This is a genomic window from Paraburkholderia suaedae (assembly GCF_040812055.1).
GTDB lineage: Bacteria > Pseudomonadota > Gammaproteobacteria > Burkholderiales > Burkholderiaceae > Paraburkholderia.
On sequence record NZ_JBFOAH010000011.1, the window covers coordinates 1 to 14547 of the forward strand.

General features: G+C 59.1%; 12 protein-coding genes and 2 pseudogenes. 7 read left to right on the forward strand and 7 right to left on the reverse strand.

Annotated elements, in window-relative coordinates; translation table 11 throughout:
* From ABQJ48_RS16590 to ABQJ48_RS16610, 5 genes and pseudogenes are all read left to right on the forward strand, one after another.
* On the forward strand, positions 1-220 hold a 220-nt coding region (locus ABQJ48_RS16590), incomplete at its 5' end, for an EAL domain-containing protein (RefSeq protein ID WP_367839097.1).
* 238 nt (positions 221-458) lie between these two features.
* Positions 459-713, forward strand: a complete 255-nt coding sequence (locus tag ABQJ48_RS16595; RefSeq protein WP_367839098.1) for a hypothetical protein — start codon at positions 459-461, stop codon at positions 711-713.
* 157 nt (positions 714-870) lie between these two features.
* Positions 871-1161 carry a hypothetical protein gene (locus ABQJ48_RS16600; protein ID WP_367839099.1) on the forward strand — a complete coding sequence of 97 codons (291 nt, stop codon included), beginning with the start codon at positions 871-873 and terminating at the stop codon, positions 1159-1161.
* Positions 1162-1229: 68 nt separating this feature from the next.
* Positions 1230-1409 (forward strand): annotated as a pseudogene (locus ABQJ48_RS37845) (SOS response-associated peptidase family protein); the annotation flags it as partial.
* Between the two features lie 409 nt (positions 1410-1818).
* Positions 1819-2868: a tetratricopeptide repeat-containing glycosyltransferase gene (locus ABQJ48_RS16610; protein WP_367839258.1), complete on the forward strand. Its 1050-nt coding sequence runs from the start codon at positions 1819-1821 to the stop codon at positions 2866-2868.
* 56 nt (positions 2869-2924) lie between these two features.
* Here the strand turns inward: ABQJ48_RS16610 and ABQJ48_RS16615 are convergent, their stop codons facing one another.
* Positions 2925-4169 (reverse strand): tail fiber protein, encoded by a 1245-nt coding sequence (locus ABQJ48_RS16615; protein ID WP_367839100.1) that lies wholly within the window; start codon positions 4167-4169, stop codon positions 2925-2927.
* An 890-nt stretch (positions 4170-5059) separates the two neighbouring features.
* On the opposite strand from ABQJ48_RS16615, the gene ABQJ48_RS16620 reads away from it, so the two are divergent.
* Positions 5060-6448, forward strand: a complete 1389-nt coding sequence (locus ABQJ48_RS16620) for a PDDEXK-like family protein (protein ID WP_367839101.1) — start codon at positions 5060-5062, stop codon at positions 6446-6448.
* A gap of 4 nt (positions 6449-6452) precedes the next feature.
* Positions 6453-6776, forward strand: coding sequence for a cyclic-phosphate processing receiver domain-containing protein (locus ABQJ48_RS16625; protein WP_367839102.1), 324 nt, complete (start codon positions 6453-6455; stop codon positions 6774-6776).
* Positions 6777-7113: 337 nt separating this feature from the next.
* Here ABQJ48_RS16625 and ABQJ48_RS16630 read toward each other — a convergent pair whose 3' ends face one another.
* From ABQJ48_RS16630 to ABQJ48_RS16655, 6 genes and pseudogenes are all read right to left on the reverse strand, one after another.
* A complete protein-coding gene (locus ABQJ48_RS16630; protein WP_367839103.1) occupies positions 7114-7476 on the reverse strand; it encodes a hypothetical protein in 363 nt (120 codons plus the stop codon).
* Between the two features lie 95 nt (positions 7477-7571).
* Positions 7572-7844, reverse strand: coding sequence for a hypothetical protein (locus tag ABQJ48_RS16635; protein ID WP_367839104.1), 273 nt, complete (start codon positions 7842-7844; stop codon positions 7572-7574).
* A 205-nt stretch (positions 7845-8049) separates the two neighbouring features.
* Entirely contained in the window at positions 8050-10890 is a 2841-nt protein-coding gene (locus tag ABQJ48_RS16640; protein WP_367839270.1) for a beta strand repeat-containing protein, read from the reverse strand.
* Between the two features lie 393 nt (positions 10891-11283).
* Positions 11284-11592: pseudogene (locus ABQJ48_RS16645) on the reverse strand (DUF4214 domain-containing protein); the annotation flags it as partial.
* A 735-nt stretch (positions 11593-12327) separates the two neighbouring features.
* Entirely contained in the window at positions 12328-12609 is a 282-nt protein-coding gene (locus ABQJ48_RS16650; RefSeq protein WP_367839105.1) for a hypothetical protein, read from the reverse strand.
* Positions 12610-13089: 480 nt separating this feature from the next.
* On the reverse strand, positions 13090-14547 hold the full coding sequence (locus tag ABQJ48_RS16655; protein ID WP_367839106.1) for a TolC family outer membrane protein: 1458 nt from the start codon (positions 14545-14547) through the stop codon (positions 13090-13092).

Here is a 14547-nt window from a genome sequence, read left to right on the forward strand (position 1 = left end):
GCGCCTGGCAGCGGTAGTCGATGCGGCTCGCCCGTTCGGCGCGACCGTCGTTGCGGAGGGCGTGGAAAGCGCCAGCCATCATACGGTGGTCACCCAGTCGGGAGCCGATTTCGGGCAGGGCTTCTTCTATGGTCGAACCATGGTCATCAGTCTTCTGCTCACGTTTCTCGAGGCCGGTGGAACGTCACTGCGGATGCAAAAGAAACGGCGCTGGCGATGAATGGCACCATATTCACTGCACTCCGAAGGATGAAAGATTCAGCCGACGCATGCTCACACGTCCCGTGCCATGGGGGAAAGAGGAAGAAAAGCGCATGAAGGAAAACCGCGCAACTTCACAAGCCCGGCGATGGCCAGCCGCGCCACGATGGAAGGGCGCGAGCTGCAGGACGGCCAAAAGGACGAAAACGTGGTGCTGGAGTTTCGACCGAATACCCGGTGCTATCCGCATGGGGAACATGAGTTACAGCATTTATCTGCTGCATGGTCTCGTGATAACCATCTTCATAACGCGACCGGGGGTAATGCCTTATGCGCTGGAAAGCAACGAAAAATCCTGGATGGTCACTGCTACCGTGTTCGCCATCATCATCGCCACGTCCATCGTTTCTTTTGCGGTGATCGAGCGCGGAGGAATCCGGCTCGGTCGCCTGTGTTTAAAACTCATCGACGAGCACGGATGGACCGGGCAGAGGTGCACGTTGAAGTCGTGAACGAGACTGTTTCCACGAGGTAGACCCTTCCATTGATCCGAGGCGCATCGTATCGACGCAATTGCCATCGCTGCTGTTCCCGCGTAAACGGCTGCCGCCGTTTCGTCGTGACACGCACGCTCTCGCATACAATTGCGGCTTTTAGCCGGGGGGCAGAATGAAAAGCAAGATCGTGGCTGCGATGTGCATGGTGCTGTCAGCTTGTACAACTATCACCGATGTAACGCCGGCAGGAAGCGGTAACTACACCGTAACTACGCAGGTGCGCGGTGGAATGACGCCATGGGGCGAGATAAAGGCGACGAGTCTGAAGCGGGCCGACGAATACTGCCGCAGCCAGTCCAAACAGATGGAACAGGTCAACATGGAGACGCACGGCGTCCGAGGATGGACGCCTCAGGAAGCCGAGCTCGTCTTCAAATGCTCTAATCACACGACGGCGCAGTAACGGTCAAACGTGCGCCCCTAGCGGTGGAGCGGTCAAGCGGCCCATCGGTTTACGCCAGGTCGGCCAATCTGTTCGGCTATTCGCACGGGCTGATGGTCGTCAACGCGTTCTTTGAGAACGTCAGCCGCGCCAGGATGGAAGGGCGTGAGCTGCAGGACGGCGAGAAGGACGAAAACGTGGTGCTGGAGTTTCGACCGAATACCAGCGGAGAAATGCTGATCGCCTGTCTGTGGTCGCACTGTTTCGGATTCGCATGGATCGGGGCGTACTTCATCGTCCCACTACTGCGCGGCTGGTGGCCGAGTATTGCGCAGCCGAGCATCCCGCCCGAGGCGTGGATTGCAATCGGTGGCGTGCTCGGGGTGGCGAGCTTCTTCCGCGGGAAGATGCAAAGCGACCCGCGTGTGCTGAGCGACAACCGCGGATGAAGTTTGTTGCCGTCGCCCCAGTCTCCAGCATGACCCCGCTAATGAAGCTTTCCCGCAAGGGCCTAAGCAGCTTATCATCGCCAACTCGATTAAGTGCGCGACCGCCGGGTTCAAGAATCTCCCCCTTGGTTGGGCCGGCCCCTCGCAGCGTGCGCCCATGGCGCACAGCATTCGGTGCCGCTGCGAGCAAGACTTTTGCGAGGTCCCAATGACACGAATCTGTTTGAACATGATTGTGAAAAACGAGGCGCCGGTGATCGCCCGATGCCTCGCGAGCGTCAAGCCGTGGGTTGACAGCTGGGTGATCGTCGACACGGGATCAAGCGATGGCACCCAAGCGATCGTCGAAGAGGCGATGAGCGGCGTCCCTGGGACGCTGCACGAACGGCCGTGGCGCAATTTCGCGCACAATCGCAACGAAGCCATGGAACTGGCCAGATGCCACGGAGACTATCTGCTCTTCATTGATGCCGACGAAGTGCTCGAAACGGATCTAGGGTTCGCTTGGCCAGAACTGCATATTGGGGGCTACCAGTTACGCTGCAAGTTGGGCGACTGGAGCTACAACCGCAACAGCCTGGTCGCGACGGATCAGCTGTGGCGCTGGGAAGGCGTGCTACACGAGTACCTGACGCTGGACAGTCCGCATACGTGGGGCGTGCTTCCCGGCGCGTCGATCGTGGTGGCGAGGGATGGCGCGCGTGCACGCGACGCCAACACCTATCTGCGCGATATTGAGGTGTTGGAACGCGCTGTGCGAGACGAACCGCATAACGCACGCTACCGGTTCTATCTCGCCCAGAGCTATCGCGATGCCGGCCGCTCCGAGGAGAGCCTGCGTGTCTATCGTGAACGCGAAGCGATGGGTGGCTGGGAAGAGGAGCGCTGGTTCAGCCTGTATCAGATCGCCGTGCTTCTGGAAGCGGCCGGAGCATCGCGCAAGGACATCATCGAGGCATACCTGAGCGCCTGGCAGGCGCGTCCCCAGCGCGCGGAACCGTTGTACCGGCTTGCTCGCTATCATCGCCTGCGCAACGAATTCGCGCTGGCCTGGATGTTCGCGGGCCAGGCGGTTGCGATAGCCCGGCCTGCCGATGCGCTGTTCCTCGACGACTCGGTCTACGCGTGGCGCTCACTCGACGAACTCGCGGTGAGCGCCTATTACGTCGGCGCCGTGGAGCAAGGGCGCGCCGCGCTGAAACAGCTGCTGGACGAGCGTAGATTTCCCAGCGAGGAACATCCGCGTATTGAGGGGAATAAGCAGTACTTTGGGCTTTAGTCTGGAATGCGGGCCGTACCGCAAAGAGCGGCCCGCATTCCAGCGGGTGCAGAAACCTAGTTCGGCAGCACGCCGCTCAGGCAGATCATGTAGGTGAGTCCGGCGCTAGGTGGCGCAAGAGTGGGCAAATCGAAAGTTCCGCCGCTACCGCCAAACGAATAGCCGATCACAGAGAAGAGCTGAGCGTAAGTGGTCGTCGATTCGGCTGTCCCAATGGCTGGCACGGAGTTCGTCATGGCCGAAATGGTGGCGGAGTCGGCCGCCGTCAGCCAGACAGTGCCCACCGTGCAAGCGGTCGGGCCGGTGGCACCGATGGCCCCAGTCGCGCCGGTGGCGCCGACGGGCCCCATAATTCCCATGGGGCCCGTCACGCCAGTCGCTCCGTTCGCGCCCGTCGCGCCCGTCGCGCCCGTCGGCCCGGTGGGTCCACCGCTGGGCCCAGTCGCGCCCGTCGCGCCTGCGGGCCCAGTCGCGCCAGTCGCGCCGCTGAGCCCAGTCGCGCCAGTCGCGCCGCTGGGCCCAGTCGTGCCCGTGCCCGTCGCGCCGGCGGGCCCGGTCGCGCCCGTTGCTCCGGTCACACCCTGACCGCCTTGTGCGCCCGTTGCTCCGCTCGCGCCGGCAGGCCCAGTCGCCCCAGTCGCTCCTGCAGCGCCAGTCGCGCCAGTCGCGCCAGTCGCGCCAATGTTGCCACTCACGAGTTGCTGGGCCACCGTGGTGAGGCTCGTATTCGTACTCGCGAGTTTTGCCTGCAACTGCTCTAGTGCATCATCATACGCATCGCCGCTCGTGGCCTGAAATTGCTGGTTGAGCAGATTCACCGATGCGGCACTGACCCCCAGGTTCGTCAGTAACTGGTTGACGTTCGCGAGCGAGGTCGCGAGGCGGGCAGTGGCGACCGACGCCGAGGCCGACGAGAACGTGTTGAAGAACGTCTCGGTGTCCGTGCTCATGGCCAGGCCGGCCGTCACGAGTTCTGTGAGAGGGGTGACATCGGTACTGCCGGGCGCCTGGATATAGGAGTGGAGCGCCTCTCCCCCCGACGTCATGACGCGCGCGACGCAAGGCAGCGCCAGCCCGGAGGTGGAGACGCTCCAGGTGCCGTCGGCGGCGGTCGTGGTCGTCGTTTGCCCGGACACGCAGTTGAGCGACAGACTGGCGTTCGCGATCGGCGCGCCGGTAGCCGCGGTACCATTGATGGTAGCGGGAGGCAGGGACTGTGGGGTAGAGCCGGAGCCTCCACAGCCAGAGAACAACGACGTAACAGCCAAGGAAAGAACGAATGCTGAATGCTTTTTTTTCATTGCGATCTCGCATAACGGGATCGCACGGTGTGCCGACTAGCGACCCGCCGCGCGGTTGATTGAAATAGAGCTTTGTCCACAAGCTGGCCGCGCCCATTGTTCGTACGTCATGGTGCTTCTCACAATCCGGCGGCCCGGGTGAAGGGCTCGGGTGTCCATTGGCTGATGTATTGCCGTTTGTTCTCCAAGAGGTCGGCGTTCACGGCACAGCCCAACGAGATGGTTAACGGCCGCTTTTTTTCATTCTTTAGTTTTCTTAAAGAAATAGATGCGTAAGCAACTAGGCGGCCTTGGTCGTTCTGACAGTATGTCGCGACTTTTAAGTGGAATGTACAGGGCAGATATTGTGTACAGGATGTCCGTTGACTTTGGTAGAGCGAACATTCGAACCACAACCTGGTCCTTCCCCTCCCGGCCGATTGTCGTCCGATGAGCGCGCGCGAGCCCCGGACTGCGAAACAGTCGGCCGATGCTCTAAAAGGGGGAGTTTCGTGCGCTACAGATTTGCTACAGCAATTGTAGAAACCCATAGCTGACAGGCCTTGCGCCTATCATTCCACCCCCCTGAACTACGGGACATCAAAGGCCTCGTGCTTGCCAAGCTACTGTGGACTCCAGCCAGCCTCGCGGCCGTCATGGGTCGAGATCGGCAACTAGCGGCCAAGAAGAGCCGGTTGAGTCGTCAGGGAGAGCGGCCGCATCGGCGCCGGCATCGGACGTTCGCGCCTTCAGAACAAAAGTTTAAAAGTGCAATTTTTGCTCCCTGTAGTTTCGGCGAGTTCGCGCGCTCGCGTACACTGGGTGATCAGTGCGTTCGGGTGCAACACGTCACGAGAAACCTGAACTAGGGGTAGGCAATTGCTGATAGTTGACAAAGAAATCGAGGCACAATGGCCACCAATGAGTTGACCCAAAATGCATCCATTGAAAGGGGCTGGTCGGCCTTCTTTGAGCATTTTGAGCGTTTCGACCAGCAACGGTTACATCAAAAGAAGGAAGGTCTCAACGACTACAGCCTTCTCGCGTCCGTGCTGCGCATTAGCGATGAAGTGCGACTGCATTCTCGCTTCCTTTTCTCGATGCTCAATCCCGCCGGATTGCACTTCCGCGGTAGCGCTTTTGCCGAGGCATTCATGTCCGCTCTTGGACATCCCGATTTGCTTGACTGGTCAGCAGTACGTGTCCACCGCGAACACAACTATGTCGATCTCTATTTAACAGACGGAAAACGCCATGTGCTGATCGAAAACAAGCTGAATGCGATCGATCAACCAGGACAAATCCGGCGATACGTCGACTGGGTTAGAAAGGAAGGCGAGGAAGGAGAATCATCGGCCGATGCCGACGACGTCTTCTTTGTCTATCTTTCGAACGGACGGTCGCACCCTTCGCCTGCAAGCTTGGCTCCGTATCAAATAGAGACCTCGCTCGACGGCTCCTATATCGTCGATTCAGAGCGCGGGAAGCTAGCTCGCTTTATGAGTGCCCACTACGCGGAGCACGTTCTCTCGTGGATTTTAACGTGCCTCGAATCGGTTCGTGACATTAAGAACTTGCGGAACGCGTTCGAGGAGTACCGTGTCATCGTTCAACGTGTCACAAAGACCTATAAAAGCCGCGTCATGAATCTTGAATCGTTTTTGTTGGAAGACTCCGCTGAAATGGACAGCCGTTCGCGCATTCGTTACGCCTTCGAAATTTCCAAAAAACTGCCCTTGATAAAAGCGGGGTGGCTTACGAAGATGTTCGAAGAAGGTTTGACGAATCTCCTTCGCGAATATGTGACCAACGGGCAGTTGGTTCCGATCAGCGCTACTGAAAGCGTGGATCTCGAGCGTTTTCAATTCGTGGATCGACACGCAAGGCTTTTTTTCAACGAGAAGGGTACAAAAGAAGTCAAGGATAAGGGACGGTTTTGGCGTATCACTTCGGGGCCGCTATCCGATTCCATGGTCCTAACGGTGGCTTTTGGCAGAAGTCATTTGCATATTGGTCTGCTACCAATTCGAGTCAGTGATTCGAATCAAACTGAATTCGACAAGACCGAACGAAAAAGTGCGTGTGCATTCAAGCTCGCAGCAGACGGCGAAGCATTCGAATTCAAGCGTCACGCAGCCATCAACAAGGTGCTTCCGGGCTTGGTCTCTTGGTCGGCCCCGCTTGACGAGGAAATCGAGAACTTGGCGACGTTCGAGGGAAGCCGGCAAGCGTCCGTGGTCAAGTCACTCCTTGAGCGGGCGATCCAAGGGCACCCGTCGCTCGTGTCAGAGTTTGGATAAGGAAATGAAGGTATTTCTCGACGATTTGCGCGAAACGCCGGCCGGGTGGGTGCGCGCTTACTGGCCTGAAGAGGTCAATTGCTTGCTGGAGGCATGCAACGTCGACGAGGTGAGTCTTGACCACGATCTCGGTGACGACGCGCACGGAACGGGATACGACGTAATTGTCTGGATCGAGGAGGCCGTCGCAATTGGGGGATTTACGCCACCGCGCATCATCGTACATTCAGCGAATTCCGCGGCAGCGGCACGAATGGAAGCAGGCATTCGTGCAATCGAAGCTCTCGTAAAGGCACGGCCCAAGCCTCCAACGAACACGCAAAGGTAACTGATAGCGTTGACGAAATGGCCGACTAACCGCCGCTAGCAGCCCGCGTAGCTGCCCTGCGTTGCCGCTCGGACGTTACCAACGGCCCTTTTGCACCTTCATTTCGGCCGTTCGGGCCGGAAAGTGGAAAGTCCCCTTCGGGTCGGCTTCCGGCGGTCGCCATCGGTCGAGATTGGCAGGATCCGTCGCTCGCCCCCCGCGCCATCCAATCAAAGCTGCCGACCTTTGCCGTGCGTCACGAGCGACAAGCGGGGATAGCGGTGAAGCAGGGCGGCTCAAGTGTGTCGCGTCTGCTGCATCCGCCGTGCCGGGGGCTCGTCGCCAGACCCGGTTGCTCTCACCCTTGGTCCCGGACGGCGCCACACGCCTCTGTCAAGATAGGCTCGATACGCCATAGCGACGCGTGCGTCCGATGCCCGTTGGAATCGACAACAGGCACGTTTGCTTGCTCGTGCTTGATGCGCAAAAAAGTAGAGTTTGCCTGAAGCATTCTGCCAATTTCCGCGTTGTCAGAGTGCATCACCGGAGTTTCCAGATCTGATAGAAACATTCCATTTGCTTCGGCGATGATTTCGCCGGTGTGCAGGTATACGTACTGGTGGGTTCTGCGACGGTCGATGGCCTGTGCGAGTGACGATAGAGCTAGCCTCATAACTTCTTCCTTGGACAAGTAGAAAATCAAGCTGTTTTGCGATTTCACATCGCTGCCTGCCACGCCGTCCGTTGGATGCAGGACCCAATGCGGTGACGTTGGTTCTAAGAGGCATCCCGGCGCGGAAAGGCGGCCAGTCGTCATCAGCAGCCGTACTCGCTGTCGACGACCCCCGCACCCTCGGCGACACGCGCCAGGTCGGCGGCCCGTTGCAGTTCTAGTTCCAGCAACGCCATATTCAGCGAGGAGACCAGTTCTTGCGCCTGGTCTTGCGTAAGCACGACCGTCTCGACTCGCTGTTCGACTCTCCAGACGTTCGGGAACGCCCGCCCGCACAGGCGGATGGTGGACTGTTCGTTGGCCGAGTCGACGTCAATCTTCCAGCGGCCTGTTGGGATGAGTATTCGCGGCATCATGCTTTCGCCCGTGCACCGGGTCTTTCTGTAAGCGACATGGATAAATTAGAAACGTATGCAAGCCTGCTAAGGCCGCATGAAGTAATTGCGGAAAACCTTGCTTAGCTGTCCGAGGAGCCTAATGGAAAAAACCCGCCCCCTTGTGAGGGGCGGGCTTCAATACCCTGAGGCGCGAGCCAAAGGGTATTTACAAGGCAAATGCTGATTACGAAGCCAACACGACGCCGTGTCCTGCGTTGAGCGTCGCGCTGACCGTGTGCAGCCCAGTGATCTGAACGAGCGAGTCACCTTGAGCCAGTGTGCCACCTGCGGCTGCGGCTGCACTGTTCTCGACGACGTACGTATTGCCGGCGTACTGGAACGCAACCGCCTGGTGACCAGCGACGTTCGTCAGGCTTGCGTCCGCCAGTTGGAGTGCTGCGGCGAACGTTGAGGCCGCGCTGACCGACGTCTGCAGGGCGGTGCTTGCCTGTGCAACCGTCAAGATGCCGGCATCCTTCAGCGTGATGATGTCACCCGCAACGGCACCATTGATAACGGTGTTCGCTGCGACTGCACTTGCGGCCACGCCGTCAACCAAAACAGAATCGGCGCCGGTTGCGAGCGTATGCGTACCCAGATTGACCGTTGCCAAGTAGCCCGAGACCGAGTTCGTTGCAGCGCCGCCGGAAACGTTAATCAGGTTCGAACCCGTGCCCACGGTGATGTTGACCGTGCCCGCCGTGGTCGCATCGACGATGCTGTTATTGGCGTTGCCGAGCGTAACAGCGTTGGTACTGCCTGCAGCAGCTGCACCCAGAGTCAGAGACACATGGCTGTTATCCGTAGCACCCGAAATCGTGATGCCCGAGGTGTTGCTGTCGTTCAGCGTCACATTTTGGCCAGCCGACAGAGCAAGCGACTTGAGGTTGTTATCAGTCACTGTCGCCGTCATCGCGCCCGTCAGCGACAGCTTGGTCGCAACCAGCGTCGCGTCGTTGAACGTGACAGAGCCGGTGCCCGAGTTCGTGACCGACAGGGTACCTGCGACGCTGTCCGTCAAGTTCAAGGTGGTCGCACCGGTGCCCGAGAACGTCAGGTTGCCCAGCGCGTTATCAGTCATCGTGACAACCAACCCAGCCGCATTGCTACCCGTGTTGTTAATCGCCATGCTGGTAGCCGCGTTGCTGAACGCCGTAGCACCGATGGTTAGACCACCCGCGCCGCTGAAGTTCAGCGTGCCAACATTCGAATCAATGAGAGTGGCGATATTGTCACCCGCATAGTTGAACGCCACGTTGTTGTCGACCAAGTTCAAGGTGCCAATGCCATTGCCGTTCGCGTCAGCCAACGTCAGCGACGTCACCGCTTGAGCTGCGCCAGTAGCCAACGTCGAAGCAGCGGCGCCGTTCAAAACAACGGTCGCAGCATCGGTTGCGCCGGTCGTATCAACATAGTTGACGGCCAACGTGCTCGCAACGGCGGTATTGGCGAAGTTGATCGACGCGTTGGTATTGACGTTGGTCAGCGTCGTACCGCCAACAGCCGCTCCCGTCACGTCAATCGCTTTGATCGACGAACCGAAGACGGAGGCGTCCTGCGAACCGGTGACGGCAGCGGTGATACCCAGCGTTTCAAAGCCGGTAACCTTCGCACCTGTCTTGGCCGCGGTGAAAGTACCGCCGATGTTATTCAGGATAAGCTCATCGCTTGCGCCCGAACCGCCGGTGATTGCCGTCGTTGCGTCTGCGGCGATCGTGATGGTGCTGGCACCGGTCGAACCCGATGCGTTGAACGTCGTCGTCGTGTCGTTGACCGCGCCGGCGTAGCCTGCCGCTCCCGTGACGTTAACGGCGGTTGCCGACGTAGCGTTGGTAACCGTCAGAACCGACGAGCCAGCAACGTTCAACGTCTTCAGGTTAGCGTCAGTGAAGCCGGTAAGCGTCGACTTCGTCGCGCCCGTCGTCACATTCAGCGTCGTGATCTCGGCGTTAGTATCGGTGACGGTGTTGTCGCTGCCCATAAGAGCGCTTGTCGACAAACCGTTGACCGTCAGGTTCAAAGTCGCGTTCGTCGTCGGCGTTGCACCAGAAGCGGTCGCATTCGTAATCGCCAAGGTGCCTGCTGTGCCAGACAGGGACAAAGTCGTCAACGCGTTATCGTTGATGGCCGAGGTTGCACCATAGCTGTTCAGCGTGACGCTGGTAATCGTGTTCGCCTTCGTGGTGTTGTAGTTCGCATCGCTGACGGTCACAATGCCGTCGCCCGAAACACCGACGACACCCGCTTTTGCTGCGACCGGGGCAACGGCGGTGACCGCGTTGACGCCTTGCGTACCCGCAGCAGCCGGAACAGCGGGGACACCCACGACACCGGCCACTCCCGTCACTGCCGCAGCGCCCACTGCAGCGGCTGCTTGGTTGACCACGACCGAGGTCGTCGACGAGGTACCAGTAACGGTGACGGCATTCATTGCCACGTTCACGGTGTTCGATGCCGCGTCGCCAGCCGATTCCGTGACGGTGACCGTCGAGCCGCCCTTGACGATAATTGCGTCGTTCATGTTAGCGTTAGCCGAGCCGGTCGTTTCGTTGACGACAACGGCACCGGTCGTCTGGACGTTGGCACCGACCGAAATGGTGCCCGCACCGGTCGTCGCACCCATAGCCGTCACGTTGACCGAAGAGCCGCCGTCAACCGCGATGCTCGAACCAAGCAGCCCCGATTCAGTGACCGCAATGGCGCCTGCCGGGCTGGTAACCGTGCCGACCACACCACCGACCGTTACGTTGCCACCGGCCGACTTCACCGTAACGTTATTGCCGCCGGAAACCTGGATCGTTGTGGCGACCGCGCCAGTCACAGTCTCGTTCGTCGTCGCTGCCGCATTCAGGGTAACCGTGCCCGTGCTCGCTTGGGTCACGTTCACCGAGTTGAGGCCGGACCAGCCGCCCTTCGTGGTGTCCAGAGTGACGGTTGCGGCTACACCCGATTCCGTGAGGTTGAGCGTCGCGATACCATTGACCGTGGAGCCTGCGGGCTGCGAAATCGCGCTCGCGCTGGCCACGTTGAACGTATTGCCCGTGCCCGTGCCGTTGATGGTATCGACCGCAGACCACGTCTGCGTGGTACCGAGTGCGCCACCGTCGATAGCATTGACTACGTTGTTGTTGCCGGACAGTGTGATGTTATCCACACCCGTAGTGAGCGTGACAGTCTGCGAAACCGCACCCGCACCGATGTTCGCAATCGTCGTCGACAGAGCTGCCGTTGCCGTAGCTTGGGTCGTCGCGTCGACAACCGTCGCCACTGCCGCACGAGCGTTGTTCGATGCTGCCGTGCCCGAGTAAGCGACCTGGCCAGCAACCGACTGGGTCAGCGCTGCGGTGAACGAGTCAGCGTAAGCCAGCTTTGCGGCCAGTTCCGCCGCATCGCCATTTTGCGCGCCGTTGTAGATGTTAAGAGCGACCGAAGCCAGCGTGAACTGACCGCTGTTGATGCCGTTCACGTAAAAGTTCAGGCCCGCCACATCAGCAGAACGACCGAACAGCGTTTGATAGATGGCGTTGACTTGCGCCGGAATGCTCGAGCCGCCATACAGAGCGGTCGATTCGGCCGACGTGCCAAACGCGTTGATGATCGTGCTCAGGTTGCCGTTAGCAGCGGTCAGCTGGTTAACCCAGAATTGCTGACCTGCCGGATCAGCGGGGCGGCCGTAGTAGGCCAGATACGCTTGTTGTACTTGTTCTGCGAAGGACAGTGCGGCCATTTGTACATTCCTTAAAGAGTTGTCTAATCACACGTGTGACGCGTCGGCAGATCCATGCAGTGGCCGAAGCGATTTACCTACAATTGGCAATAAGCATTGGCCACCGCACTCTGACAACGCCCGGCGGATTTTCCATGTCCGCAAGCAAGCAATGTGTGATGGGGCTCACAATTTCGTAAATAGCCAGGAAAAGTTGCGTGCGTAACGCATAACGTCGGAAAACGAAGGCAAAGCGAGCATGAAAATGCCGTCCCTGAGAGGGATGCGGGCGCAAGCAGGGGAAAGCGGCAGGAAAGTCCGGCGAAGAAGTAGGAGCACCACCGATCCGGTATAGCGAATTGGGGGCGGTGCTACTGGGTTCCGGCAATCTAATCTGGGAAGACAAAATCGGCAGGGATACTGCAATGGCCGCTTCTATCCTGAGAGGCAAAGGGACGATAACCTATCCCGCAGAGACGAACTGTGACGGCTATCACATTTCGAAGCGTCGTGACTATTTCCGACTGCGCGTCAAATCCAATCGCCCGGCACATCACCGAAGCAGAACAGCCTTTCTCCTACCTGGGCCGCCGGGGGCAATGTGTGGTCGCAGCGCGCAAGGCACCGCAGCCGGATACCGGCTGATGGTCGCTACGCCGACAGAAAATCATCCGGTAGAACCGGGCAGGGCTGGAAGCTAACAGACGGCGTTAACGCGAGAAACAATGGCTTAACAAAATCGCCCGCGATGCAATGCTAGTTACCGACGAGACCATAAGCGCCGAGAAAGAAGTGGCTCGATGCCTCGGGTGCGTCCTTCTCAGTCGCGTCGGACTTGGAAGCATGTTCCGCGGCGCCATCTGAGCCGGCCGCCAGGGCCTGCTGTTCGAGCGCCCGGCTCGCATGCGAGTGTTCCAGCGCGCCTGTGAGCTCACGGATCAGGTCCACCATCCGCTCCTGCTGCATTACATAGTGTCGGGTCGTCGTTACGCCGACACTGTCGTCCGGTTCATCAGCCACGAACAGAGACAAGCTCACATGGCTTGATTCGGAGGCTGGCTCAATGGTCCAGTCGACGATCCAGCGTCGGGGGCCGTATCGCTTTCGGACCGCTTTTGCCTTCCTGTTTAACTGGGATGTCATAGAAATTTTCGGTGAATGCATGGCAGCCGACTTGTGAACTGTTCAGTTGTCGTGCCAGACGTCGCCTAATTTAGTGCAGATACCGACGCAGGGTTGTGCCCGCAAGCACAATCTTCAAACTAATTGCTAGATCGGTTCGGGGAAGCCGGGGAGGGCGGTTGGGTCTGAGCGGCGAGTGCGCAAAGTCACGCGGTCAGAGAGGGAAGAGCGCACGGGCGGCAGATTGAGATCGCCGCAGGTCAGTTGTGCTTGACGATATCAATAAGGCCGCTCGAACAGGCAGCTGCCGAATTACCATAAAAAAATGCGGCCGCATCGGCGGCCGCATTGCCATCAACCGTCTTCCGGCGTGACCGGAACGTACGGTTCTCGCGTTCAGTGTATGAGCGGCATCGGAGTGGCGGCGTTCGCAAGCTGCGCAGAGGGAACAAACCACTGCGCTATTCCGAACAGATCCTCAGGCGTCAATATCCCTGCAGCACGTTTGAGTTGCAGTTCGGCCAGCAAGTACTGATAGCGCGCGCGCGCCAGATCGCGCTTGGCCAGGTAGAGCTGTTGTGTCGCCGTCAGCACGTCCAGGTTGGTGCGCATGCCGGCCTGCACGCTTTTGCGTGTCGCGGTAATTTGCAGCGTTGCGGATTCCACCGCGCTCGTCAGCGCATCGATTCGCGTCAGGCTGCTGACGCATACGTTGTACTGCTTGCGTAGGTCAAGTAACACCTTGTCGGTCTTGTCCTGCAACTCGAACTGCGCCCGTTCGTAGTTGGCCTGCGCCTGTTGCGACGACGCTTGCACAAGTCCGCCCGAATACAGCGGTATGGTTATTTCCACGCCGATGGATTTGGTCAAATAACGCTGGTTAATGATATCTACTGTGTTGGACTGGCTTTTTCCTATACTGGCTACAAGGTCTACGCGCGGATAAAAACCTGCACGTACAACTTTTAGCTGCTGCTCCGCCGCCTCGACAGAGTGCCGTTCAGAGATCAGCTGGGCATTGTTCTCAAGGGCAATTTCCCGCCATTCGTCGAAGCTGATCGGCGTAGGAAGCGCCGGTCGATACGTATCCTTAAGCCGGTCAAGGCCGGCGATGTCCAGCGAAGCGGGCAATCCCGTCAGCGCTTCTAGCGTATGCGCCGCGTTATCGACATTGTCGTGCGCATCGGCTACGTCTGCCTGTGCCAGCTCTGCCTTCGACTTTGTTTCGAGGATATCGGTGCGCGTGCCTTCCCCGTTACTGAACATGGCTACGTTACCCGCATACTGCTCGTCAAATGCCTTTTTCTGGGCCGTGGCAAGTAACAGTTGTTCCTCAGCAAATACGGTGTCCGTGTACGCGGCCAGCACGCGGACGAGCAACTCCTGCTTACGGTCGTCAAACGTCGCGTCGCCAGCCAGTGCTGTTGCCTTGCCGTAGCGGTAACGCGCAACGCCTTCGAAGTTGATCAGCGATTGTCGCAGCGACACACCCTCTGAATATGCCCCGTAGACCTGATGGCCGGGCGGCTGGCCAAAAACTGTCGAATCAGTCACATTGCGGTACTTCGAATAATTCGCCGACACGTTCGGCAGCAAATACGACCGGCCAATCGCAACGTTAGCGTCATCGGCTTCCTTCTGCTTCGCCGCTGCTGCGAACACAGGATCATGGCCGAGCGCGGCCTCATAAGCGTCAGCCAGACCGAGCGCATTCGCCGCTTGCGGCGCAACGAGCGCAGTGCCGAGCGATATCGCAAGCGCGATGGCGCGCAGTCGTGGGGCGGTGCGAGTCGTCCGGCGCGAGCCAACCGAGAGCGACCTGCTACCCAGCAGGGTTATAAGCACACCTTGCAC